The sequence below is a fragment of the Chengkuizengella axinellae genome, from assembly GCF_030730905.1.
GTDB lineage: Bacteria > Bacillota > Bacilli > Paenibacillales > KCTC-33759 > Chengkuizengella > Chengkuizengella axinellae.
This window is the reverse complement of record NZ_JAVAMP010000001.1, coordinates 594,382-620,065: the sequence shown is the minus strand read 5'-3', so window position 1 is coordinate 620,065 and position 25,684 is coordinate 594,382. Positions and strand designations below refer to the sequence as shown.

General features: G+C 34.8%; 27 protein-coding genes. 2 read left to right on the top strand and 25 right to left on the bottom strand.

Annotation, left to right across the window (positions count from 1 at the left end; all coding sequences use genetic code 11):
- Nucleotides 1-12: 12 nt before the first annotated feature.
- The 4 genes from mtaB to prmA all read right to left on the bottom strand — a co-directional run bounded on the left by mtaB (nucleotide 13) and on the right by prmA (nucleotide 3,870).
- On the bottom strand, nucleotides 13-1,359 hold the full coding sequence (gene mtaB, locus Q5Y73_RS03075; RefSeq protein ID WP_305990369.1) for a tRNA (N(6)-L-threonylcarbamoyladenosine(37)-C(2))-methylthiotransferase MtaB: 1,347 nt from the start codon (nucleotides 1,357-1,359) through the stop codon (nucleotides 13-15).
- A gap of 3 nt (nucleotides 1,360-1,362) precedes the next feature.
- A complete protein-coding gene (locus Q5Y73_RS03070) occupies nucleotides 1,363-2,118 on the bottom strand; it encodes a 16S rRNA (uracil(1498)-N(3))-methyltransferase (protein ID WP_305990368.1) in 756 nt (251 codons plus the stop codon).
- A gap of 111 nt (nucleotides 2,119-2,229) precedes the next feature.
- Nucleotides 2,230-2,904: a site-2 protease family protein gene (locus tag Q5Y73_RS03065; protein WP_305990367.1), complete on the bottom strand. Its 675-nt coding sequence runs from the start codon at nucleotides 2,902-2,904 to the stop codon at nucleotides 2,230-2,232.
- Between the two features lie 9 nt (nucleotides 2,905-2,913).
- Nucleotides 2,914-3,870, bottom strand: coding sequence for a 50S ribosomal protein L11 methyltransferase (prmA, locus tag Q5Y73_RS03060; protein WP_305990366.1), 957 nt, complete (start codon nucleotides 3,868-3,870; stop codon nucleotides 2,914-2,916).
- Between the two features lie 161 nt (nucleotides 3,871-4,031).
- On the opposite strand from prmA, the gene Q5Y73_RS03055 reads away from it, so the two are divergent.
- Nucleotides 4,032-4,958 (top strand): hypothetical protein, encoded by a 927-nt coding sequence (locus tag Q5Y73_RS03055; protein ID WP_305990365.1) that lies wholly within the window; start codon nucleotides 4,032-4,034, stop codon nucleotides 4,956-4,958.
- 67 nt (nucleotides 4,959-5,025) lie between these two features.
- Here the strand turns inward: Q5Y73_RS03055 and Q5Y73_RS03050 are convergent, their stop codons facing one another.
- The 18 genes from Q5Y73_RS03050 to gpr form a co-directional block, all read right to left on the bottom strand.
- On the bottom strand, nucleotides 5,026-5,397 hold the full coding sequence (locus Q5Y73_RS03050) for a hypothetical protein (protein WP_305990364.1): 372 nt from the start codon (nucleotides 5,395-5,397) through the stop codon (nucleotides 5,026-5,028).
- Nucleotides 5,394-5,735 (bottom strand): hypothetical protein, encoded by a 342-nt coding sequence (locus Q5Y73_RS03045; RefSeq protein WP_305990363.1) that lies wholly within the window; start codon nucleotides 5,733-5,735, stop codon nucleotides 5,394-5,396. Before Q5Y73_RS03045 ends, Q5Y73_RS03050 begins: the two co-directional genes overlap by 4 nt.
- 12 nt (nucleotides 5,736-5,747) lie before the next feature.
- Nucleotides 5,748-5,909, bottom strand: a complete 162-nt coding sequence (locus Q5Y73_RS03040; protein WP_305990362.1) for a YfhD family protein — start codon at nucleotides 5,907-5,909, stop codon at nucleotides 5,748-5,750.
- 165 nt (nucleotides 5,910-6,074) lie between these two features.
- Nucleotides 6,075-6,431 carry an MmcQ/YjbR family DNA-binding protein gene (locus tag Q5Y73_RS03035; protein ID WP_305990361.1) on the bottom strand — a complete coding sequence of 119 codons (357 nt, stop codon included), beginning with the start codon at nucleotides 6,429-6,431 and terminating at the stop codon, nucleotides 6,075-6,077.
- Nucleotides 6,432-6,487: 56 nt separating this feature from the next.
- Nucleotides 6,488-6,898 carry a GNAT family N-acetyltransferase gene (locus Q5Y73_RS03030; protein ID WP_305990854.1) on the bottom strand — a complete coding sequence of 137 codons (411 nt, stop codon included), beginning with the start codon at nucleotides 6,896-6,898 and terminating at the stop codon, nucleotides 6,488-6,490.
- Nucleotides 6,899-6,996: 98 nt separating this feature from the next.
- Nucleotides 6,997-8,112: a molecular chaperone DnaJ gene (gene dnaJ / locus Q5Y73_RS03025; RefSeq protein WP_305990360.1), complete on the bottom strand. Its 1,116-nt coding sequence runs from the start codon at nucleotides 8,110-8,112 to the stop codon at nucleotides 6,997-6,999.
- Between the two features lie 105 nt (nucleotides 8,113-8,217).
- Complete coding sequence (gene dnaK / locus Q5Y73_RS03020) at nucleotides 8,218-10,068, bottom strand: molecular chaperone DnaK (RefSeq protein WP_305990359.1); 1,851 nt, start codon at nucleotides 10,066-10,068, stop codon at nucleotides 8,218-8,220.
- An 85-nt stretch (nucleotides 10,069-10,153) separates the two neighbouring features.
- Nucleotides 10,154-10,732 (bottom strand): nucleotide exchange factor GrpE, encoded by a 579-nt coding sequence (gene grpE, locus Q5Y73_RS03015; RefSeq protein WP_305990358.1) that lies wholly within the window; start codon nucleotides 10,730-10,732, stop codon nucleotides 10,154-10,156.
- A gap of 63 nt (nucleotides 10,733-10,795) precedes the next feature.
- A complete protein-coding gene (gene hrcA / locus Q5Y73_RS03010; protein WP_305990357.1) occupies nucleotides 10,796-11,812 on the bottom strand; it encodes a heat-inducible transcriptional repressor HrcA in 1,017 nt (338 codons plus the stop codon).
- A 124-nt stretch (nucleotides 11,813-11,936) separates the two neighbouring features.
- Entirely contained in the window at nucleotides 11,937-12,410 is a 474-nt protein-coding gene (locus tag Q5Y73_RS03005; RefSeq protein ID WP_305990356.1) for an N-acetyltransferase, read from the bottom strand.
- A gap of 54 nt (nucleotides 12,411-12,464) precedes the next feature.
- On the bottom strand, nucleotides 12,465-13,616 hold the full coding sequence (gene hemW / locus Q5Y73_RS03000) for a radical SAM family heme chaperone HemW (protein ID WP_305990355.1): 1,152 nt from the start codon (nucleotides 13,614-13,616) through the stop codon (nucleotides 12,465-12,467).
- Between the two features lie 57 nt (nucleotides 13,617-13,673).
- A complete protein-coding gene (locus tag Q5Y73_RS02995) occupies nucleotides 13,674-14,486 on the bottom strand; it encodes an undecaprenyl-diphosphate phosphatase (RefSeq protein ID WP_305990354.1) in 813 nt (270 codons plus the stop codon).
- Nucleotides 14,487-14,717: 231 nt separating this feature from the next.
- Entirely contained in the window at nucleotides 14,718-16,532 is a 1,815-nt protein-coding gene (lepA, locus tag Q5Y73_RS02990) for a translation elongation factor 4 (RefSeq protein WP_305990353.1), read from the bottom strand.
- A gap of 92 nt (nucleotides 16,533-16,624) precedes the next feature.
- Nucleotides 16,625-16,951: a DUF3679 domain-containing protein gene (locus Q5Y73_RS02985; protein WP_305990352.1), complete on the bottom strand. Its 327-nt coding sequence runs from the start codon at nucleotides 16,949-16,951 to the stop codon at nucleotides 16,625-16,627.
- 7 nt (nucleotides 16,952-16,958) lie between these two features.
- Complete coding sequence (spoIIP, locus tag Q5Y73_RS02980; protein WP_305990351.1) at nucleotides 16,959-18,173, bottom strand: stage II sporulation protein P; 1,215 nt, start codon at nucleotides 18,171-18,173, stop codon at nucleotides 16,959-16,961.
- 100 nt (nucleotides 18,174-18,273) lie between these two features.
- A complete protein-coding gene (gene spoIIP / locus Q5Y73_RS02975) occupies nucleotides 18,274-19,533 on the bottom strand; it encodes a stage II sporulation protein P (RefSeq protein WP_305990350.1) in 1,260 nt (419 codons plus the stop codon).
- A 315-nt stretch (nucleotides 19,534-19,848) separates the two neighbouring features.
- Nucleotides 19,849-20,994 (bottom strand): hypothetical protein, encoded by a 1,146-nt coding sequence (locus Q5Y73_RS02970; RefSeq protein WP_305990349.1) that lies wholly within the window; start codon nucleotides 20,992-20,994, stop codon nucleotides 19,849-19,851.
- Between the two features lie 19 nt (nucleotides 20,995-21,013).
- Nucleotides 21,014-22,003, bottom strand: a complete 990-nt coding sequence (gene gpr / locus Q5Y73_RS02965) for a GPR endopeptidase (RefSeq protein WP_305990348.1) — start codon at nucleotides 22,001-22,003, stop codon at nucleotides 21,014-21,016.
- A 197-nt stretch (nucleotides 22,004-22,200) separates the two neighbouring features.
- Between gpr and rpsT the strand changes: the two genes are divergently transcribed.
- Entirely contained in the window at nucleotides 22,201-22,461 is a 261-nt protein-coding gene (gene rpsT / locus Q5Y73_RS02960) for a 30S ribosomal protein S20 (RefSeq protein WP_305990347.1), read from the top strand.
- A 130-nt stretch (nucleotides 22,462-22,591) separates the two neighbouring features.
- Here rpsT and holA read toward each other — a convergent pair whose 3' ends face one another.
- From holA to Q5Y73_RS02945, 3 genes are all read right to left on the bottom strand, one after another.
- A complete protein-coding gene (gene holA, locus Q5Y73_RS02955) occupies nucleotides 22,592-23,611 on the bottom strand; it encodes a DNA polymerase III subunit delta (RefSeq protein ID WP_305990346.1) in 1,020 nt (339 codons plus the stop codon).
- A 387-nt stretch (nucleotides 23,612-23,998) separates the two neighbouring features.
- Nucleotides 23,999-24,910, bottom strand: a complete 912-nt coding sequence (locus Q5Y73_RS02950) for an anti-sigma factor family protein (RefSeq protein WP_305990345.1) — start codon at nucleotides 24,908-24,910, stop codon at nucleotides 23,999-24,001.
- On the bottom strand, nucleotides 24,907-25,455 hold the full coding sequence (locus Q5Y73_RS02945; protein ID WP_305990344.1) for an RNA polymerase sigma factor: 549 nt from the start codon (nucleotides 25,453-25,455) through the stop codon (nucleotides 24,907-24,909). Before Q5Y73_RS02945 ends, Q5Y73_RS02950 begins: the two co-directional genes overlap by 4 nt.
- Nucleotides 25,456-25,684: the final 229 nt, after the last annotated feature.

Sequence of the window (25,684 nt, the reverse complement as noted above, 5' to 3'; positions counted from 1 at the left end):
GATTCGTGCCATTTATACAACCTTTACATTTGCTGGCTCTAGTACTCTTACAATCGTACCTTTACATTCATTAACCCCAGCTTCTGTAATTTTGACTTTACATACTTTTCCTATTAAATCAGCGGTTCCTTCCATCATGACCTGTAAGTAATTATCTGAATGGCCAACAACCCATTGTTTTCCATTATGATCTTTTACTGTTTCAGGTATAACTTCAATCACTTGATCTTCAAACTTTTGAGCATATTCTAACTGCATTTTCTCCGAAAGGTCAATCAATTCATGGACACGGCGGTTTTTTTCTTCCATATCTACTTGATGATCCATCTTAGCAGCAGGTGTACCTGTCCGTTTAGAATATGGAAAAACGTGTAGTTCGGAAAATTTCAGTGCTTCGATAAACTTAAAGCTGTTGTTAAAATTCTCTTCACTTTCCCCGGGGAATCCTACAATAATATCAGTCGTAATCGCCACATCAGGCATGATTTCATGGATTTTTTCAATTTTTTCACCAAATTCTTGAACAGTGTACTTTCTTTTCATCGCCTTTAGAACATCATTGTCACCAGCTTGCAGCGGAATGTGTAAATGACGGCACATTTTATCCGATGTTTTTAGTACCTCAATGATTTCATCTGTGATTTGACTTGCTTCAATTGAACTAATGCGGATCCGATTCAGACCTTCCACTTTATCTAAATCCCATAGTAAATCTGCAAGCTTGTAATTCTCAAAATCATCTCCGTATCCACCCGTATGAATACCTGTTAATACGATCTCCTGATATCCTGCATCCACTAATTTTCTGGCTTGTTTAATTACACCTTCAGGAGCTCGGCTTCGGCTCAAACCTCGAGTCCATGGAATAATACAAAATGTACAAAAATTGTTACATCCCTCTTGTATTTTTAAATAAGCTCTTGTACGATCAGAAAAATCAGGGACATCTAATTCTTCAAAGTTACGAGTTTTCATTATATTACGTACCGCATTAATCGGCTGTCTTTCTTGTTGGATTTGTTTAACATAATCCATGATCTTTTCCCTATCTTGTGTTCCAATGACAAGATCGACACCGTCTATTTCTAATATTTCCTTTGAGGCCGTTTGCGCGTAACAACCTGTAACTGCAATAATAGCGTCTGGATTTCTGCGAATTGCCCGACGAATCATTTGCCTGCTCTTTTTGTCACCTGTGTTTGTTACAGAACATGTATTAATGACATAAACATCTGCTGTTTCATTTGTGTCATCAAAATCTACTTGTTTATATCCATCATTTTTAAATAGCTGCCAAATCGCTTCTGTATCATAAAAATTAACTTTGCAGCCTAATGTATGAAAAGCAACTTTTTTCATCTTTTATCCTCCCATCTCATCGTATTCATATAACATACATGTCAGTCCTACCATTGCTGCAGTTTCCGTTCTTAATATTCTCTTACCCAAACTCACAGAATGACAGCCTGCTGTTTCTAATTGAGAAATTTCATCCGCAGTAAACCCACCCTCAGGTCCTACAACCAATAAAAAGGTGAGTACTTTCTTCTCATGATCCTTCTTTTTACTAATCATATCCTTGAAATACAATCCATCTTCACTTTCATAAAAAACAAAACTCTCTTCAGCTTCAGAAACCATCTTCAAAAGCTCTTTTAAAGTCTTTATCTCACTTATCTTTGGCACTCGATTTCGATGAGCCTGCTCTGCTGCTTCCTTGGAAATTTTATTCCAACGTTCTATACGCTTACTCTTTTTCTTCTCATCATATTGAACAATCGTGCGTTCTGAAGTAAAAGGGATAAATCGAACGGCACCAATTTCAGTACACTTTTGTATGATCGTATCCATCTTGTCTCCTTTTGGGAGACTCTGAGCAATCCATATGTTATTAACAGGCTCATTGTTTCGCTCCAAGTCTTTTATGATTGAAGCTGTGACTTTATTTTTTGTTATTTCTTCTATTTCAACCAAAACATCGCGTGTTTCTCCATTGCTGACGATAAATTGGTCTTCAACTTTTGCTCGCATCACTTTATTTAAATGAAAGGCGTCCTCATCAAGGATGTGAACTTTATCTTCAACAAATTGTTCTTTAGGTATAAAATATCGCTGCATGTAAACAACTACCTTCCTCACGGCACATTTAAGCCGAAAACATCCAAAATATATCTTACTACAATTCAAGCTGATTGCGCTACAATTGTTTACTTTTACCACAAAGCTGCTCTAAAAAATGAAGGCAAAAAAACGTTCTAATATATAATGAACATCCATTTGTAAGTCTAAAATGGGTTGAATCGTCACCATTCTAAGCTGTGGGATCAGAACAAGCAGTAAAAAGATATAAATGGAATACGGTTCAAACTTAGACATCTTTGCTCGTATATTGTTCGGCACTAAATCTTCTATAATACGATAACCATCTAATGGGGGTAATGGAATTAAATTAAACACAAACAACAAGATATTAATACCTATAAAACTTCTAAAAAACGTGTCTATTGCATCGAAACTATTGGTTGACATCCATGTATCCATTGAAAAATAATTTAGTAAATGCATAATAAAGAAACCTAAACAAGCTAACAACAGGTTACTCAAAGGACCAACAGCGGAAACAACAACACCCATAAGTCTAGGTTTTTTAAATAGTTGACGATTCACTGGAACTGGTTTTGCCCAACCAAAACCAGCCAGAAGAAAAACAATCAACCCAAAAAAATCAAGGTGAGCTTGAGGGTTTAGCGTAACCCTGCCTAGTTCTTTAGCAGTAGGATCTCCAAATTTGTAAGCTACATAAGCATGTGCAAACTCATGGATTGTAAAAGATATCAATAATACCAATAAAACAAAGGGCAATATACTAATATCAAAAAAAAGCAACTGATTTAAAAACTCCATATTTGTCCCCTAACTTTTTTGTGCAGTAATGACTACCCAATCTTCCTGCTCAAGCCTTTCAAGAATTTTAAAGTGAGCTTTTTCTAATGCTTGTACTACATCTGCTTCTTTCTGCTTAATAATACCAGATGCAATGTATAACCCACCATCCTCTAATACATTGTAAACATCATCTATAAAAGTCAAAATAATTTCTGCTAAAATATTGGCTACTACAACCCTTACCTTAGTTTGCTGTTCTGTTTGATTTTTCTGAATGACTTGAAGTAAATCACTTAACTCTACATCGATTTTTTCCGTCAAATCATTAATACGTACGTTCTCTTTCGCACTTGATACAGCTACTGGATCTAAATCCAATGCTAACACATGGTTCGCTCCTAATTTCATTGCGGCAATAGATAATATGCCAGAGCCTGTACCAACATCGATTACATTCTTACCTTCGATTTGAGCTTTTTCTAAAGCTTTCAAGCATAATGCCGTAGTTGCATGCGTTCCTGTACCAAAAGCCATACCAGGATCAAGCTCTACGATAGCTTCATTATCGCTTGCCTCATAATTTTCCCAAGTAGGTTTAATTGTAATTCTCTCTGTAATGCGAACAGGTTTAAAATATTGCTTCCACGCATTCGCCCAATCTTCTTCATTCACTACCTTTGAATTTATGTCTGCTTTACCTACGTTAATATTCAATTTTTTCAAGTTATTTAGAAAAATCGATAAACTTTCTTTTAATTCATCCATTTCTACATCCTGAGAAAAATATGCTTTGATTTCAGCATCACCTTCAGGGAAATTATTTAACGGTTTTTCATACCATTGGCCCAAAGAAGTATCTCTTTCTTTATTTAAGGAACCTGACTCTTCAATGGAAACCCCACCTGCACCGATTTCATGAAAAAAATTAGAAATTTGATCACTTGCTTCTTCAGTTGTGTATATAGATAGTTCGTACCAATTCATCATTAACCCTCCGCACTTATTTTATCTGACCTATAATTTTAACATAGATTTAGGTTAGATGAAAATCATTTTCCTTCATTGAAAACTTTTCGGAGTTCTGTTCATATATTTGATTTATTTAAGGAATAATATGTTATACATAAACATTTGGAGGAATCATCATGAAACTAATCATAAGAAACTTTCTTTTCATTATTTTAGTCTGTACTTTAATTACAGTTACAGGTTGTACAAATATGGGTGAAGCAAATGAGTCAGCTCAAAATAACAATAACGAACAAGTAGATGAACAATCTCAAATAAGAACTGCTGAATTTGAAAAATTAATAGAAAACAATTCAAAACCAATGGAATTGTATCAATATATAGATGAACATCTAGAGGAATTGAGTAAAAATGATCTTTCAAAAATATTAATACAACTGGAGGATCAGATGCTTCTACAACTAGCAAATTATAATGATGAGCTGAAAAATACGGATATTCAATCCTATATTAATGAAATATTTGATGAAGATCATCAATTGATGATCGAAGAGGTTCAAGATGAGTCCATAAAAGAGATGTTGTCTGAGATTCAAGGAAACGGATATCAGATTAAAGGATCAAAAGAGACTTTTATACTAAAAATTGATTATACGTTAATGGAGAAATATATAGGGAAAACAAATAATGAAATCTCAGATTATATCGCTATTAAAGCTCTAGAATCTAAACAGGGTTATGAAGAAAATTTCACATTAACCATCTCATGGGATGAACTCTCAAATCGAGTTGCTTTAAGTGAACTCTTTATTAATTCTTATCCAGAGTCTATTCGGTCTGATGCAATCGAAAGAATCTACTTAAATTATTTGATCCCATACCTAAAAGGACTACCTAACACAACTGTATATAATCCTGATTCTAATCAATATAATCAACAGCTTCTAGATAACTACTTATCTTATATTGATAAATATCCTGAAACACGAACATCTCAAATTTTAAATGATTATATGATAAAACTTGAAGAGTCTGATTATATATATACTCAAGAGGTTGAACAATATTTAGATACAATCTTAATGCAATATTTATCTGGATGAGTGATTCTTATATTATAAAAAGCCCTACTGTTAGTAGGACTTCATTTATTCACTTTCTTGATTATTTTTACACCATTCCACCACTAGCTTCAATCACTTGAATCGCTTGCTGATACTGTTCCATATCTATAACCACCGTTAATAAGATATCTTTTCCAGTTGGTTTTCCTTGTCCTCCATCACTCATTCCACTAGCGCTTACATCCGAAGCAGCTAAGATACCAACATCAGGTGCACTAAAATCAGCCTTTAAGGTCAGCTTTCCTAAACTAGGGATACTTCCCGTCAAAGGGTTCGAGATTTTAGTCACACCATCTCCTTGGTACTTGCTAAAACGCTCAATACTAAGTTCACTTGCTCTTAAAGTTCTTAACTTTGTAGCAGCACCCTCGGCCTCCTCTGGAGAATTAAAATAAGCTAATATGCTTTTTTCTGTCATTTAATCTGACCTCTTCCTTGATGTATGACCTCAATGGCATCATTAATGGATTCCTTCTCTGCAACAAAACTAAGCATAATATTCTTTTCATTTAGATTCTGTTCAGATTGATTAACTGCATTATCCACTCCCCATGCAGCTGGATACATAAATCCAATAGCACCTTGAAAAAGATTTCCTATCCCCTGAGGCATAGCTGGAAAGTTATTCATAACTGATTTGTCTACAGGTATTCTCTCTACTGCTATATTAGAGGTTTTTAAGGATTGCAACTTCATAGCCACATCTTCAGCTTGATCCTCAGTATCAAAATAAGCAATAATATGTTTGTTACGCATTATTAAAACTCCTTATTTATTATTTTGTCTGTGATCAGCCTCCGCTGCTCTTTCCTGTGCCTTCATATCTTCTTCATCTGCTAACTCTTCTGAAAATTCAACATCCTCATTTTTAGAAATAGGAAGATTTTTATTTGATTCTTTTTTATCCATGCTTCTTTCTCCTTTATTCATCTCTTTAAACTCCATTTATGATTTACAATTTTCTGAAAATTTATACAAAAAAAATAACTGGAAAGACCAGCTATTTTTTAGTATGAGAAATAAGGGATATTATTCTCCCCTCCCTATGAACGAGAATTATATTAGAGTTTGAGGATGTTCGTGAACTCTAGCTCTTTAAGCATTCATAATCATTTCCCTTTCTGTTTTTTTCAAGCTTTTAAAAACCAATTGATATGATTGATCAATCATCTCCATGATTTCGTCCTCTGGAATGCTTCCATCAATTAATACGGTATTCCAATGTTTTTTGTTTAAATGATAACCTGCAGTAATCGCTGCATATTTTTCTCTTAAAATCTCAGCTAAAAAAGGATCACATTTCAAACTAATAGAAGGATATTTTTCACCATCTGAAATAAGTGCAAACATTTTACTGCTGACTTTAATCACCAATGGCTCTGGTCCAAAAGGATAATCTTCTCTTGCCCCTTGTTTTTCTGCGCAATAAATTTTTAAATCGTCATAATCCATAATATGATCTCCTTGTTTAAGTTTAATAAACAACTTACTTTTATCGTTACATCAAATTATACATCCAATAATCTCTCCATAATGACGTAATCAAGTCCCCCTTTTTGAAATTTATGTTCAGACTCCTGTAATCCAAATTTTTTATAAAAACTTGATTTATTCAATCTTGCATTACACCATATTCTCTTAATTCCAACCCTCTTTGCTTCTTCCACCACATGATTTAATAACTTGCTTCCAAATCCTTTACCTTGCTCACTTTGAAGTGTAGCAAATTTTCTGAACTGAGCATCTTCATTTTCAATAAAAAGTGAAACTACTGAAATAAGCCTTCCTTTTTCAAAAAGACCATAGTGAATGCCTGAGTCGTCCTGATCCAATTTTATGTAGTCAAGCTCTTTGTTGGGCCACATTACAGTATGCCGTAAATTCCATGTCTTTTCTTTGCTAATTTTTTTAATTTCAATCATATCAATCTCCTTCCATCCTCCTAATTTTTATGAAGATAAACAAAAACCACAAGAAATATTCTTGCGGTTCCTCTTATTTAAGATAGATAAGTTAATCAATCACCTAAAATTGCTTTTTTCATTCTTTCAAAAATAGATTGATGTTTATCATGCGTATGTTCTCCACTTAATTCAGAGAAGTCACGCAATAAATTCTTTTGCTCGTCAGATAACTTAGAAGGAGTCACCACAACAACTTTTACATGCTGATCCCCTTGTCCATATCCTCTAACACGCTGCACACCTTTTCCTTTTAAACGGAAATAAGTACCTGTTTGTGTGCCTGCTGGTATTTTCAATTTTACTTTTTCAGTTAGTGTAGGTATTTCGATTTCATCCCCTAAAGCTGCTTGAGTAAAAGTTAGGGGTACTTCGCAATAAATATCGTCTCCTTCTCTCTCAAAAAACTCATGAGTTTTAACACGAAGCACGATATATAAATCACCTGGAGGTCCGCCTTTTTTCCCAGCTTCACCTTCACCAGAAATTCGAATTTGTGAACCTTCATCTACACCTGCTGGAATTTTCACATTGATTTTTCTTTGATTTTTAACTTCCCCTGAACCATGACATTTCCCACATTTTTCTTTGATAATAGCACCCTGACCGTTACACGTGGTACATACTCGACGATTCACGATGCGTCCAAACGCGGTGTTTTGTACAACCTCTTGCTGACCTGAACCTTTACATGTTGAACATGTTTCTTTTTTTGTACCTGATTTCGCACCAGAACCAGAACAACGATCACAGGTTTCTGTACGCGGAATTTTTATTTCCGTTTCTTTTCCAAATACCGCTTCTTTAAACTCTATAGTCATTGTGTATTGCAGGTCTGCACCTCTTTGAGGTGCATTTGGATTACGTCTTTGACCTCCACCACCAAAAAACATATCAAAAATATCACCAAAACCACCGAAATCAGCGCCACCTGCGCCACCCATTCCTTGATTTGGATCAATATGACCGAATTGATCATAGGTTGCTCTTTTTTGATCATCACTTAATACATCATAGGCTTCCTTAACCTCTTTAAATTTTTCCTCAGCATCAGAAGCTTTGTTAACATCCGGATGATATTGACGAGCTAACTTTCGATATGCTTTTTTAACTTCATCGCCTGAGGCTTCCTTGCCTAGACCGAGTACCTCATAATAATCTCGTTTACTCATCACTTCACTCCATTCTATTGCAATTCACGTATACATGTTGATAGTCAAAGCCAATGCATAGCTTGACTTTGACTATCGTTTTAACCATTTTTAATTTATAAATGATTATTTATTTTCTTTTTCGTCTACAACTTCATAGTCCGCATCTACTACGTTATCTTTATCAGAAGCGTTCCCAGCTCCTGCAGCTCCCTCTGCTCCTTGAGCAGCTTGTGCATCTTGAGCTGCTTGCTCATATAATTTAACAGAAAGTTGTTGAACAATTTCAGTAAGTTCTTCTGAAGCTTTTTTGATTTCGTCGATGTCATCGCCTTCTAAAGCTTTTTTCACTTTATCTTTTGCTTCATTAGTTTTATCAATTTCAGATTGATCAACCTTATCTCCAAGATCATTTAAAGTTTTTTCAGCTGTGTAAACTAACTGATCTGCTTCATTTCTTGTTTCAACTGCTGCTTTACGCTTTTCATCTTCTTCTTTAAATTTCTCCGCGTCTTGTGTCATTTGTTCGATTTCCTCATCACTTAAACCGCTGGAAGAAGTAATCGTGATTTTTTGACTCTTACCTGTACCTTTATCTAGCGCTGATACATTAACAATACCATTCGCATCGATATCAAAAGTTACCTCTACTTGAGGAATACCACGTGGAGCTGGAGGAATATCTCCTAACATAAAACGACCCAACGTTTTATTGTCCGCTGCCATTGCACGTTCTCCTTGAAGAACATGAATTTCAACACTTGTTTGGTTGTCAGCATAAGTTGAATATACTTGAGATTTACTTGTTGGGATCGTTGTATTGCGATCGATCATCTTCGTAAATACCCCACCTGCTGTTTCAATACCTAAAGTCAATGGAGTAACGTCTAATAATACAACGTCTTGAACATCACCAGTAAGTACTCCCGCTTGAACAGCAGCACCAAGTGCAACAACCTCATCTGGATTTACACCTTTATGCGGATCTTTACCTGTTAGTTTTTTAACAGCTTCTTGTACGGCTGGAATTCTAGTGGATCCACCTACTAATACAATTTTATCAATCTCGCTTGAACTTAAACCAGAATCGCTCAACGCTTGTCTTGTAGGTGTTAGCGTTTTTTCAATTAAATCAGCAGATAATTCTTCGAATTTAGCTCTTGTCAAGTTTACTTCTAAATGCTGAGGTACGCCGTCTACAACAGTAATGAACGGTAAAGAAATGGATGTAGTTATTACACCAGAAAGTTCTTTTTTCGCTTTCTCAGCAGCATCTTTTAAACGCTGAACAGCTGCTTTATCTTTGCTTAAATCAATAGCATGCTCTTTTTTAAATTCAGCTACAAGATGATCGATAATCACTTGGTCAAAATCATCTCCACCTAAACGGTTGTTTCCGCTAGTTGCTTTAACTTCAAAAAATCCATCGCCTAATTCAAGAATAGAAACGTCAAAAGTTCCTCCCCCTAAATCATAAACTAAAATCGTTTGATCTTCGTCTTTTTCCAAACCATAAGCTAATGCAGCTGCAGTTGGTTCATTTACGATTCGAAGCACTTCAAGACCTGCTATTTTACCAGCATCTTTTGTTGCTTGACGTTGACTGTCGTTGAAATAAGCCGGTACAGTAATAACTGCTTGTGTTACAGATGATCCTAGGTAAGCTTCTGCATCTGCTTTTAATTTTTGTAGAATAATTGCTGATAGTTCCTGTGGGCTGTATTCTTTGCTATCAATTGTTGTTTTGTAGTCAGTACCCATATGACGTTTAATTGAAATAACCGTACCTTCTGGGTTTGTGATCGCTTGGCGTTTTGCCGTTTCACCAACAATACGCTCACCGTCTTTTTTAAATCCAATAACAGATGGTGTAGTTCTATTCCCTTCTGGATTAGGAATAACAACTGCTTCTCCACCTTCCATAACCGCAACACATGAATTTGTAGTTCCTAAATCAATACCAATTACCTTACTCATTGTATGAGTTACCCTCCTTAAAATCATTCCTATTTATTTTTAATTTTATTGCAGATTCAAAACTTCTGTTTTCAGCATAACCTCACTAGCTGCTTACTTTTACCATAGCAGGTCTAAGTACCTTATCTTTTAAAATATAACCTTTTTGAACTTCCTCAACCACAATACCTTCCTCATGTTCTTCGGATTCTACTTGCATTATCGCTTGGTGATATTCTGGATTAAAAGGTTGCCCCACTGCTTCTATCGGCTTCAGATCCTCATTTTCAAATGCTTGCTTCATTTGATCGAATACCATTTCAATCCCTTTAATCAACGAATCAAAATCTTTCGTTTCTTTACTTGAAGTAATGGCTCTTTCAAAATTATCTATTACAGGAAGCAGCTGCTCGATGAGTCCTTTTGAAGCGTATTTTAAATATTCTTCCTTTTCAGTTCTTGTTCTACGGCGGAAGTTATCAAAATCTGCTTGAGTTCTAAGTACTTTTTGCTGACTTTCCTGTGCACTTTTTTTCAACTCATCAACTTCTGATTTATCCATAAGTATTTTATCTTCAACAATCTGCTCTTCTTCAGCTTCATTTATATTCTCAACAACCTCTTGCTCTTGATTGTTTGTTGTTTCCTCTTCTTGATTTGCTTTTGCTTGATCTGTCTGACTCATACCAATCACCTCCTTAGTTAATTACATTCCAATCATTCTAATATAGCTTTTCTATCATTTCCTTTAACGGTAATAGAATTTCACCAAATCATCTGTTAAGTGATTCAATAAATTTATTACTCTTTCATACTCCATACGTGTTGGTCCAAGAATACCAATCGTACCAATAGAATGACCTTCTATTTTATAAGTTGCTGTAATCAAACTGCAATCTTGAATTTGTTTTGCATTGTTTTCAGTTCCAATTGTCACTTGAATTCCTTTTGGAGCATTGGAAAACAAATTGATCCAAGTTTGTGTTTCATTGATTAAATCCAATATATTTTTAACTGTTGATACGTCTTTAAATTCTGGTTGTGTCAACATATTGGTAGTACCACTCATATAAATGCGCTCTTGTTTACTTGTATCAAACACATCATCCAACATCTGCATCAGCTCGTGATGTTGACTTACATATTTCTTCAATTCATTACCAAGCTCATTAAAAAGCTTTTGCTTCAAAGAAATAATTGGCTCTCCACGTAATCTGCTGTTTAAAATATTGATGCACTTTTCTATATCAGTGATAGAAATTCCTTCAGGAATATGAACCTTTTTATTTTCAACCTGACCTGTGTCAGTAACTATAATCACAACACCTGTATCATCATTAATGGAAATGAATTGTAAATGCTTCAAAGTTGTGTTGAACAATTCTGGTCCAAGCGCTATGGAAGTATATTGGGTCATGTCTGATAAAATAGAAGCTACTTCCTGCAAATTTTCTTCTGTTCTATCCAATCTTTTCTTAAAAAAGTTTTTAATTGACGATATTTCTTGATTCTTTGTTTTAGATACATTAATAAGGTGGTCAACAAAATATCTGTAACCTTTATGTGAGGGAATGCGGCCAGCAGAGGTATGTGGCTGTTCTAAAAAACCCATTTCCTCTAAGTCAGACATCTCGTTTCTTATTGTAGCTGGACTAAAACCAACATCGTTTCGCTTTGATATACTGCGAGAGCCAATTGGTTCTGCAGAATGAATATAATCATTCACAATCGCACTTAAGATCATTTTCTGACGTTCAGTTAGCATGACTTTCCCTCCTCAAATTACCCACAAATGTGAAGTAAACGTATGACCAACGTCAATTTAGTTGTCGTTAGCACTCATTTAAGTCGAGTGCTAATCACTAATAACAAAATACCAAATCAAATCATTAGTTGTCAAGTGAATCCAGTTTTTTTAACACAGCAATTTCATCGCAGCAATCTAGTTTTTTACAATGGATGCAATCTTTCCATACCTTTTCAGGAAAAATCTCCTTATCTACCACTTCAAAACCATTCCTTGTAAAAAACTCAACTTCATAAGTTAATGCCATAACGTTTGGGATTTTTCTTAAACTAGCCTCATGAACTAAAAATTGAAGCAGTTTTTTTCCTAAACCCTGACCTTTATAAATCGGCAACACTCCAAAAGAACGAACTTCAACTAAATCGTCTCCTAATTGACAAAGAGAGCCGCATCCGATTACTTCCCCGTTCACTTCAACAACAGCAAAATCATTTAACTGATGCAATAATATGTTTTTTGATCTTGGCAGCATAATGCCATCATTAGCATAATACGAAATGATTTCAAACATAACATCTATATCGATTTGTTGGGCTAGTCTTATGTTTATTTTCAATTTTTTCTTATTCCTCCACCAATCATGCAAAATACGTTTTTCAAATTCATTTGACTAGGAGATAAATTCAGCAAATACTTCATTCCCTAGCAATATCCCCTGTTTTGTTAATTTAAATCCATTACTAGTTGTCTCTAATAATTGACGACTTATCAATTTATCCAATTGCTTTTCAAACTTTTGTTCCATAGTACAACCAAATTGATTAAAGAAATTCTCTCTATCTACACCACTCATCAAACGCAATCCGACCATCATAAAGTCTTCCATTGCCTCTTGTTGACTCACTTGATGTTTTTCTGCAACAGGCAACCCTTGTTTCACAGCCTGTAAATAATCTTGAATTCCCTTTACATTGATATACCTTGTCCCTTGTAAATAGCTGTGTGCTCCTGCACCGATACCGTAATAGCTCTTATTGTTCCAGTACATCTTATTATGCATGCTCTCAAAACCAGGTAAGGCAAAATTACTGATTTCATATTGGGTATACCCAGCTTCACTCAAACGATTCATAATGAGCAAAAACATATTTACCTCTTCCTCTTCAGGAGGAAGTGGGAGCTTGTCTTTTTGATGTAAAGAATGAAAAACTGTATTTTCTTCAACCTTTAGGCTGTATATAGAATAATGTTGTAAATCGAGGGATAAAGCTTTTTCAAGGCTTTCCTCCATATTCTTCAAGGTTTGATTTGGCAATCCGAACATTAAATCAATTGATAAATTATCGAAACCTATTGTTTTAGCGTTTTTTATACTTTCATATACTTCTGAAGTGTCATGGATTCTCCCTATATCCTTTAATATTTCATTCTGAAAGGATTGAACCCCAAAGCTGATGCGATTTACTCCCCCTGCTTTCATCACCTCTAACTTTTTTATGTCTGTAGTGCCTGGGTTTGCTTCCATTGTGAATTCAATCTGATCATGCTGATTAGGAAAATACCGATTGATGATTTTCAAAAAAACGTTCATTTGCCGGGCATCAAATATCGTGGGAGTTCCTCCACCTACAAAAATCGTCTCAATTTCTTCAGGAGGGAATTGAACGACAGTAGCTTGCAATTCTTTTTCTAAAGCTACTAAATATTCATCGATTGGAGGCACTGGAAGTGCGTACGTATTAAAATCGCAATAATAACATTTATGTTTACAAAAGGGAATATGAATATATACAGCTTTTGCAGTTGATTTGATAATGTTCATGATAGTATCCTTTTCTTTATTTATATTAAATGTTATAAGTAGTCAAGCAGTACTGCCTTAGAATATCAACACAGCGGCTCCGATGATCAAACAGTAAACAGTGAAAATAATTAAGTTCCCTCTTTGCATAATCCCCATAAACCATTTCAGTGAAAAATAGGAAGCAACAAATGCTCCAAGAAACGCAAGTGTATAAGGTAAAATTCTAGATTCGATACCAGGTTCATTAATCATGTCCGATAATCCAAATACCATGACTCCCACACTAATTGGGATATATAAAAAGAACGAAAACCGCATCGCCGTTTCTTGCTTCCATCCTCTTGCAAGTGCTGCAACAATTGTAGCACCTGAACGGCTAATTCCAGGAATCAGTGCAACAGCTTGAGCTAAACCAACAATCACAGCATCCACTAAAGTAATATTCTGGTCGTTTTTTCTACCTTTTAAATTTCTAATTATAAATAAGGCAATACCTGTTACGATTAAGGCAAAACCTATCACTTTTACATCATTTTCATTAAATATACTTGAAATAGTATCCTCAAAAGTAAGTCCTAATATTGCTGCAGGAATCGTTGCGATGATTAAATAAACAATAAACATAAAGTCCCGCTTATACCTAGTTTCCCTTGTTTTTAAAAAAGTGAAGCCATGTTTCGTAAGTTGCATCAGATCTGCTCGATAAATAAGCAATACTGCAAGCAAGGAGGCAAAGTTGACCAATATTTCAAAACTAAGTCCCTCCACCTCTATTCCGAACCAATGTCGTGCTAACAGAACATGACCACTAGAAGAAACAGGAATTGGTTCAGTAAAACCTTGTAAAACACCTAAAAATATATATTTTATTAATTCCCATAATTCCATATGAGCTCCCCCAATCAGTGGAAAAAATAAATCAAAAATAAGACCTTTATCTCCCTCTTTTTTTCGCAAGAAGGTCTAGTATCGTGTTCAAATTGAACAAAAACTTCTTTCAGAGTCTCTGGGAGATGTTGTCCAACCTGAAAGACCGAGAATTCATCTCGGTCTTAGCTTTGCTCATACTATTAAGTGAACTTTATACAATAGGGACATTCATCAACCCCTAATTTGATTCTATTCATCCAACTTCAAAACAGACATAAAGGCTTCTTGAGGCACTTCAACATTTCCTACTTGCTTCATTCGTTTTTTACCTTCTTTTTGTTTTTCAAGAAGTTTTCTCTTTCTCGAAATGTCACCACCATAACATTTAGCAAGTACGTTTTTGCGCATAGCCTTAACCGTTTCACGAGCTATAATTTTTTGTCCAATCGCCGCTTGAATAGGTACTTCAAACATTTGACGAGGAATTAAATCCTTTAACTTCCCGCAAATTGCACGCCCTCTATAAAAGGCTTTATCACGATGAACGATGAATGACAAAGCATCCACCTGCTCACCATTCAACAAAATATCCATTTTAACTAATTTAGACTGTTTATAATCTGATACTTCATAATCAAACGAAGCATATCCTTTAGTACTGGATTTTAAAATATCAAAAAAGTCGTAAACAACCTCAGATAACGGAATATCATACATGACTTGGACTCGGTTTGTATCTAAATACTCCATATTTATAAAGTCGCCTCGTTTATTTTGACACAGATCCATCACAGCACCCACAAAATCATTGGGTACTATGATTGACGCTTTTACATAAGGTTCTTCAATATAATCCACTTTTTGTGGATCGGGCATGTTTGAAGGGTTATCAATTTCAATCATTTCTCCACTTGTTTGTGTCACTCTAAAAATAACACTCGGAGCTGTTGTGATTAGTGGAATATTAAATTCACGTTCAATACGCTCTTGAATGATTTCCATGTGAAGTAAACCTAAAAATCCGCAACGGAAACCAAAACCTAATGCACTAGAGGTTTCTGGTTCATACTTTAAAGAAGCATCGTTTAATTCAAGTTTCTCCAGCGCTTCCCTAAGATCATTGTAATCAGCTGTATCAATTGGATACAATCCACAATAAACCATAGGATTGATTTTTCTATAACCAGGTAATGGCTCTGTTGCAGGGTTTGTCGCATCTGTTACGGTATCCCCTACTCGTGTATCCTTCACATTTTTAATTCCAGCTACGATAAATCCAACATCTCCAATCTGAAGCTCATCCACGATGGACATGTTTGGCTTAAATGCACCTACTTCTATAACCTCAAATGTTTTATCCGTAGCCATCATTTTAATTTTAGTTCCTGACTTTATTGATCCATCAATGACACGAACATATACAATCACACCTTTATAAGCATCATAATGCGAATCAAATATCAATGCTTTTAATGGATTGTTCGCATCACCAGATGGGGCCGGAACTTTTGTTACCACTTGTTCAAGAATATCTTCAATCCCTATGCCTGCTTTAGCTGAAGCTAAAACTGCATCACTTGCATCCAACCCGATTACATCTTCAACCTCCTGCTTAACCCGTTCAGGCTCAGCACTTGGCAAGTCAATTTTATTAATCACTGGCAATATTTCTAAATTATTATCTAAAGCTAAGTACACATTGGCTAAAGTTTGAGCCTCTGTACCTTGTGCTGCATCAACTACAAGCAAAGCTCCTTCACACGCCGCTAAACTGCGAGAAACCTCATATGTAAAGTCTACATGCCCTGGAGTGTCAATTAAGTTTAAAATATATTCTTGACCGTCTTTTGCAGTGTAATTTAATCGCACAGCTTGCAATTTTATTGTAATGCCGCGTTCCCTCTCTAAATCCATCTTGTCCAATACTTGGTCTTGCATTTCCCGTGAGGTTAACGCGCCTGTAAATTCTAAAATTCGATCTGCCAATGTTGATTTTCCGTGATCGATATGCGCTATTATTGAAAAATTTCGAATTCGACTTTGTCTTTCATGTACGTCTGTCATGCTAAACCCCCATATTACTTGCAAATATACATTCCCTTTATTATAACATAAGTGAACGTAAAGTGAACCTTCCTTTCTGAATGGGGGAGAGCTTAAGAAAACACCGCATTAAATATGGACACAATAATCTCTACACTTTTGTGAGCTGTTGATTGAAGAACGTCTCCTATCTTGACACCTACACCAGTTGGTTCAGGAATGGGTTTGTTTAAATCTAATTTATTAGAATCATCCTTCTTTTCTACAGATACTTCTTCATCTTGAGGTTGGACTTCAACAGTCGTAGGAACACTTTCTGAATTTGCTTCTAAGGGACCGTGTATTTCTTCAATACCTTCCTTAGCCAACTCTACCCCAAAAAAGACACAAAAGCTTACTACAAAAAACAGAATTAATAATTGAATACTAAATCGAAGCATATTCTCATTAACCTCCTACTCCTGCATCAACCTTCTCTGCCTCCCAAACGATTTCTGATAACACCTTAGCTAGAAGATCGATTGAACGATTAGATTCCTCAAGCGTATTTTCAACGCCTCCTATTTCAATCACTACACTATTAGGAGAAAATGACTGGTTATATTCACCATTACCATAAATGCTTGATTTTGACCAAACACCTCTGGAGATACCAGGATGTGTTTTTTCCAATGCTTCATTTATCTTGTATGCAAATGATTCATTTTCTCTCCAATTCGGATTATTGGCACCAATGATGAAGTAAAATTGAGCATAGTTTTCCCCATCAATTTCAACAGTTGTTATATCCCTTGGTTGGCTGTCTCTATGAATATCAATAAAATATTGTAAAGATGAATTCACAACATAAGCTTCTTCTAGTGTTTTCAAAGAATATTTATATGAAAAATTCCAATTGTAATCCGCTACAGTAGTTTTATAATCTTTTTTTGAACTAACAGCTACAACTCCTAGATTTTTCAGGGATTTTTCTAATCTTTTACCTAAGGATATAATATTTATATTTTCATCATAGGCTTGACCTGATTCTGGCAACCATGATTCCCTGTTATGAGAGTGATATATAAAAACAAGAGGATTGCCTCCTGCTGCTGGCTCTACTATTGGCTGCTCATTAGATTGATTTGTTGTGCTTTCTTCTTGTTTATTGGTTTCACTTATAGGTTTCTCATCATTATCAGAGGAATTTGTTTCTATAATAGTATCTACCTTTATATTATCTATATTCTTATCAAGTTCTACTGGTTGACTGGGGGGACGTAAATCAAGAGGTTCAACCACTTCATCTATATTTGAACCACCTCGCAACAATATCGCTTTTTCCATAGCTAAACCAGGTACTTCATTAGCTAACAAACTTTTTGGGTCTTTGGGATTAATGCTGGTCACATATCGAAATACAAAATGAAGAACATTTTTTTGTGAAAAGGTGGAGCTGTTTATATCACTTTTCATTTGAGGTATTTCAACTGCCATCATATCCATGAAAAACTGACTTGATACAGAAGTACCTAGCCCCTTCATTGAATCAAAAGGAGAGGTAACCATCTTCGATTGGGTAAAACTACCAATCGATAACATCAAAAAAATAGCAAGTGTTCCCATTGATATAATTGAAAAAACTCTCAATAACACTCCAACAATCGTAGATTGGTTGTTCATAATTTTCCTCCACAGCAGCATGTCTTTAATGAATCTATCTATTTATAATCTATGATATTTTAATAAAGATAGAACTAGTTTTTACTAGATTTTTTAAGTTTTATGAGCTCCCTTGAGCATAGACCAACTCAGCCTGCCAAATCATTTCAGCAACAATCTCAGCTAATACATCAACCGTTCTATAACTTTCTTCCAATGTATTATAAGCTCCCCCTAATTCGATTAATATACTATTTGGTGAGATAGATTGATTATATTCACCATGACCTGAATCACTTGATTTTGGTAGAATTCCTCTTGAAATGCCTGGGTATTCTGACTCCAGTTTTTCATGAATCTCATGTGCAATCTGTTCATTTTCTTTCCAATTTGGATTTTCTTCTCCAACAATAAACAAGATTTTGGCGTATTCTAACCCCTCAATTGAAGCTGTTGTAATGTCTCTCGATTGAGCATCTCTATGAATATCAATAAAATAATTAAGTGTTGGGTTTACTACTGCAGTCTCCTCCAAAGTCTTTGAGGAGTAATGATAAGATTCACTTTTTTCGTAATTTGTTATTGTTGTTCTATAGTCCACATCTGAGCTGATAGACTCAACCTGATATCGTTTCAAAGATTCTTCCAACCTTTTTCCTAATAAAGTTACATTAACACTCTCATCAAATGCATAAATATCAGGATCACTGTCTAAAGGAAGTCCCAGCGCAGGTAACCATGATTCCCTATTGTGCGAATGATATATCATTATGAGAGGATTTCCATTGACAGCCATTACATCTGTAGATGAATCGATGTTTTCCTTAAATTCCAGAGTTGAATTTTGTCCTTCTTCAGCTGATTCGTTCGAAGGTTCTTTTGAATTCATAGGAGAGTGGGTTTCAATAATTTGATCTAACTCTGGTAAATAGGTGTCGTTATTCTTAAATTCAAAATTTTTCTCCATTTCTGGAGGAGATACAGACGATGCAATTACGTCTTCATCCTTCATCATATCCTCGTTATGAAGCAAAACTATATTCTCCACATTTAATCCAGGAACTTCACTCGCGAGTAAACTTCTTGGATCGTTTGGATTAATACTCGCTACATATTTTAATGTCAAGTGAAACAGTTTTTTTTGTGAGAAGGTAGATTGATTCAACTCATTTTTCATTTGCGGGATTTCTATGGCTATCAAATCCATAAAAAACGAACTTGATACAGAAGAGCCCAGCTCTTTCATTGAAGCAATCGAAGATGCGGGTATTTTGGTTTGAGTAAAACTTCCTAACGAAAGTATTATATAAACAACAAATGTTCCTATACATAATTTTGAAAAAACATTGAGCATAACTCCAATTATAGTAGGATGGTTCATCATCTTCCCCTCCAGAACGGCATGAGTGATTGGCGGAATCTATTTATTTATAATCTATGAAATGAATAAAAAGATAGAACCTATCATAATCCAACAACACGTTAAAAAGGAGAGATAACTCATGTTTATCCCGACTATTATGCGCCATATAAACGATTGATATGAGGGAAGTTTCAATCCCGCCCACAAAAAATAAGGGGAAATGATTCCCCTTATTTTACATAACCTTTCATTCCATATATAAATAAAGAAAATTTTTGGCCTTATTTGTATGATTCACAACAATTTTCCCTTATCGATTATTATTCATCCATTCTAAAAATTCTTAGTGACAAAATAGATTTTCCACACATTTGTAATTGCATTCTTTTGTAAATGGAATGTATACACTACGATTTGATTTTTATTGTGTTTTGTTGTCAACACAGCCTGAACTGGAATAGCTAACCATAAATCATCTTTTTCTGTTTCTTGTGATTCAGAAGATAATTTCCGAATTTTTGTAGTCGCTTCCATCTCCACTTTGAAGGTGTCAATTTGTTCGTGATTTTTGTGAGGAAATAATGTCTTTAATAAAAATAAATCTTTCTGGTTAAGTGCTATAAAAAAACTGTCAATTACATCTTCAGGAGTTGCATTCTGAATATACTGCTGCCACATTCCTGCAGCTTTATATACCATGGACTGATGTGAGGGATCTATGTTTCTTTGACGATGAGTGGTACTCCCTAAGAAATGAATGCAAAAATGACCTGAAAAATCATTATTAGGTATACCATCCCCTCCATGAGGCATCCCATTCATAGAACCTGCTATAGAATCATGGCCGTTTTTGATGACTACTGCTCTTCGATTCCAACTCCAATGACCGTTGTATATTTGCTTCATTATTTTTGAATCTTCAGCTGTTAAGGGCTGAACATCTGCATGTTTGTTCCCTGCTCTTCTCTGTACTTTAAAACTAAGCCCTGTTTCCAAGTCAATCACTGTAAATTTAGTATACTTAGGCATTTTCTCTTTTACTTCGTTCCAGGTCAGCAATTCTCCATAATGCTTCTTTCGAACCATATCCACATAAATGTTTAATTTTCTCTTTATTTGATTAGGCAATCCAATTTGTATATTTTCATCTTCATCAATTAAGTTAAATCGTTCACTGATTACATATTTTTTACTGTTTTTATTGTTTTCAATAACTAATGATGCATCAGAGAGCTCATGATAAGTTACTTTTGAATAATTCATCCTATTTTTATCTGATAAACTCTTTTCCAACCGTTTCAATAAATCATTCGATTGAATCCTCAAACTAGAAATGTGATCAGATGATTCAGAACTTTGTATTTGAACAATCACTTGATTAATGGATTCAATTTTATTCTTTTCTAAACTTAAAGAAATTTGAGGTGAGGTGCAGAACAACAAAATGACAATGAAAAATATGCAGAGCTTTTTTCTCATGAGTGTCTCCTACAAAAAATTAATGTGTATAAGCTGCGACATTATCCGTGTCTACTGCCTCATGAAGGGATGCATTCAGACCGTTAGCAATAATATTTGCAATATCTTCAATAAATTCATCAATTTCCTTTGGTGTAACAAGTAAATCATGTCCCATTGGATTTAATACTTCTCTAACTAAATTAAGCCGTTCTTGATCTGTCATTTTATCCAATGCTCCAAAAATAAACTCAGTATTGTCAGTTTGCTGCTTAAAATGATTAATAGCCATCTGGATGCTGTTATTTACTATAGTTGAGGCATAAACAACCGTTGGCACTCCAATAGCGATACAAGGCACACCTAAAGATTCTTTATTTAACCCTTTTCTCTTATTTCCTATGCCTGAACCAGGATGAATTCCTGTGTCAGCAATTTGAATTGTCGTATTCACTCGGTCTAATGCCATAGAAGCTAAAGCATCAATTGCAATCACAACATCAGGTTTCGACTTTTCTACAATTCCTTGTACAATTTCGCTTGTTTCTATACCAGTAATCCCTAGTACTCCAGGCGCTACTGCACTTACTTCTCTATAACCTTCCTGAACCTGATTTGGCATGAGTTCAAAAAAGTGTCTTGTTACCATCATATTTTCAACAACGATTGGACCCAAAGCATCTGGTGTAACATTCCAGTTTCCTAAACCCACCACAAGAATTTTCGCGTTAGGATCAATACGAATGTCCTTTAGCAACTGCTCAAACTCTTTAGCAAGTTTTGTAGCGACTTGATTTTGTAATTCAGAATCTTTTTTTCTCAGCCCAGGCACTTCAATCGTAATATAGTGCCCTTTCATTTTCCCAATCGCTCTTGATCCTTCTTCGTTTAACACTTTTATCTTTGTAACTGTAACTCCTTCTTCTGAGCTGGATTCTGTATGTATTCCAGGAATTTGACCTCCCATACGATTTGAAGCCATTTCCTGTGCTTCAAGAGCGAGATCTATTCGTTCTGAAAATGTTTCCATATTATAACTCCCTTCAATAAAATTGTTTTCGATTATTGCAAAACCTCCATTTTATTTTGTCATTGATTTTGTTCCGTTATACATCATGACAAGTATTGCATTTTTATATCCTGCATGATAGAATATTTAAAGTTGTGATTAGGAATACCTTTGAACGGTTTCTTAAGTAACACCAAGGTCTTTAGGAGGTGAACTTCATGCCTAATATCAAATCAGCGATCAAAAGAGTAAAAACTAGTGAAAAGCGTCGTTTAATGAACGCTTCTAAAAAATCTGCACTTCGTACTGCGATAAAAACTGTTGATACAGCAGTTGCTGAGCAAAATGCAGAAAACGCAAAAGCAGCACTAACTGATGCTATTAAAAAGCTTGATAAAGCGGCTTCTAATGGATTAATTCATAAAAACGCTGCTTCCAGAAAAAAATCTCGCTTAACTAAAAAAGTTAATGCTCTTTAATCCTAGTAGAGTACAAAATAAGCTATTATGATTGAAAAAACGAAACCCGCCATTATATGACGGGTTTTTTGGTATTTTAAAAATTTTTCGCGTCTACAAGACTGTATGACTCCCTATTCTTCAAAGAGGTTTATATATTCACCTGGAATAAAAACTTCTCTATACCTAGCACTTTTTCAATTTGTCCGCTTTTTATCTGATAATCTAGTTCAGCGAGTTTATTTAATATATCTACTAAATCTCTTTCCTGATACAGCTTTCCTTGTCCATCAGCAATTTTTACAGCATATGGATGGATACTCAGTTGAGATGCGATTTGATACTGAGAATACCCTTTGCTGGATAATTCCTTTACCTGTAGAATAATACGGAATTGTCTAGCTATTAGTGAGATAATTTTAATGGGTTCTTCTTTTTGCTTTAAAAGTGTATAGAAAATGGTTAATGCTTGTTCGAGTTTTTTTCGTACGATTTCATCCACTAATATAAATATATTCTGCTCAACACTCCTTACCACTAACTGATTAATCATTTCTCTCGTAATTTCTTGATCTGCTCCTGCAAATAAACAGCACTTTTCAATTTCTGCAGCTAAAGTTTGTAAGTTGGTTCCTGCATATAAAATAAATGTTTCAGCTGTCTGTTCCGAAATCATACACCCGTGTTTTTTTACTCTATTTTGAATCCACTTTGATAACTCATTCGGTTTTAAAGGTGGAAAAGAAACCAAATGATTTTGTTTTTTTAATAACTTCACTATTTTTTTTCTTTCATCTAACTTTTCTGCTTGTACATAAAGAACTAATACAGAATAATCTACCGGTGAATGAATGTAGTTCTCCAACTTTTCAATTTGATGCTCTACTTTTGTTTTATCTCTTGATCCAGTCAAAAAATTCGCATTTTTTGCTATTACCAATTTATTAGGCACCATAAATGGAAGTGTTTCAACATCTTCTACCACTTGATCAATACTTGTTTCATTTAAATCAAAGTGACTCAGTGCAAAGTCTTTATGTACAGGATCAATGAATTCATTGATTAAAAATTGAATAAATTCGTTCATTAAAAATTTTTCTGTGCCATAACATAAATATATAGGTGAAAACTTTTTTTGTTTGATCTGTTTTACAGCTTCTTTATATTCCATCATTATCCCTCATCTAATGTTCGTACTCATAAAAATGAATGTCCAACTATTCTGCCAAGAATAGTATAACAAAAACTTTTATCGGAGTCTCTCTAAGATATAACCAAATTGTAAATATGGGGGCCCTGAAAAGCACTTGGAATTAACGTCTTGGCCTATTCTTCACTTTTTAGGGTGAGTGTTGTTATAACAAAGAGATCACTTTAAAATCAATGGATTTTAAAGTGACCTCTTCCTCAAAAAAATCTATATAAACACTCGGTAATAGGCCCTAGAAACTTATTACCGGAGTGGTCAGCAACGCGGTTTATTTCGCGTTGTTGACTATGAATAATATACTATATACATTTTACGCAAAAAGTGTGAATACATTCTTAAAAATTTGTCTTATGGGTTAAAAATATTTATTTGTTTTTGGGAGCTTACATTACCATCGGACGTATTTAACAAAATGGTTTGATTGTCATCTGCCCATTCTAGTTGTACAATGGTTAGATTTTCACCGATCTCTAAAGTAAATAAAACCTCTTCATTTTCAACTTTTTGTACAATTAGCTCTTGTCCACCGCTTTCAGTATCTTGAGTATTTATCATGTACTCTCCGTTTGGTGATACTACTTGTAATGATTTAGTTAGGCTGAAGTACTTGTCACCCTTTAATTGAATATCTTCCGAAACAAGAGGAATTTCCGTTTCATTTTCTGATATTTCATTTGATGTTGCACTATCTTCTTCACTGAATTGGAAAGCCATTTCATCTGCCGCTTCTGTTGTAGCTTCTGACTCAGTAATCTCTCCTGCATCTAAAAATCTTTTTGATTCTTCAGCAGCCGTTGGGCTTTCCGCTGGAGCAGCTTCTTCAGCCATCCTCATTTTTTCAAAACTGCTGCCAGGTGGGTTTATCGCTATTATTACGATCAATATAACGGCCGCTGCGGATGCACCTAGAAAAGCGAATCTAGGTCCTGATTTTTTAGCAAAGGTTGCTAAAGTAATTTTTTTATCATCCCCATCAGTACTTACAACTTCTGCTTTTTCTATTTCATCATCTTTATCGTTATGACTTGCATTTGCCTGATCAATTTCATCTAATTGAGGCAATATTTGATCCACTAAACTAATGGGTGGTGTTACTTTAGGTAATTGTTCCAATTCGTTTGACACATTTTTTAAACGATCAAACATTTCGGTACAAGAATGACAACTCTCAATATGATCTAACATCTGCTTCTGTTCGTCCTTATTCAAATCACCATCAAGGTCTCTTTGCATGAATTGTATCACCTCTTGACATTTCATCCTTGTACACCACCTTTCTGATACTCATGGAGTAATTTTTGAAGCTGTTGTCTTGCTCTAAACAAATACGATTTCACAGTATTTAAAGGTAAATCAAGGGACGTTGATATTTCGTTATATGAAAAGTCCTGCAGGTACCTCAATACAACAACCATACGGTGATGTTCAGGTAATTTAGCTATGGCTTCCTCAATATCTTTTGCCACAAAAGTGGATAATATTTCTTTTTCAACATCTTGATTATCTTTAAGCACCATCTCATGTTCCTCGATGGAAACATTCGGTTTCTTTTTACGAAACTTATCTATGCAAACATTTGTAACAATTCTTTGTGTCCATGTTTTAAATAGTGCTTTTTCCTCGTATAAATGAATTTTGGAGTAAACTTTGATTAATGCTTCTTGCGCTGCATCCATCGCATCATGTTCATTGCCTAATATATAATAAGCCGTACGATAAATGTGGGTTTCAATCTCTCTTAACACTTGTACTAGAGCTTCTCGATCCCCATTTTGAGCTTTTTTTATTAGTTCTGGCTCTACCACAAATGGGCCCCCTCTCTTACAACTATAGTGACGATATAAAGTCTCATTATGTTGCAGTTATTTTCAAATTACATTAAATTACCAATGATTAATACTCTGTAAAATTCTTTTCTTTGTAACTATTATTTCAAATATATCAGATTCATGATCATTATAGTATTTTTTATTTGAATAGAATTATGAAAAAAGAAAGAACTACATGAGGAGTGTGTTAACACTTCTGTAGTTC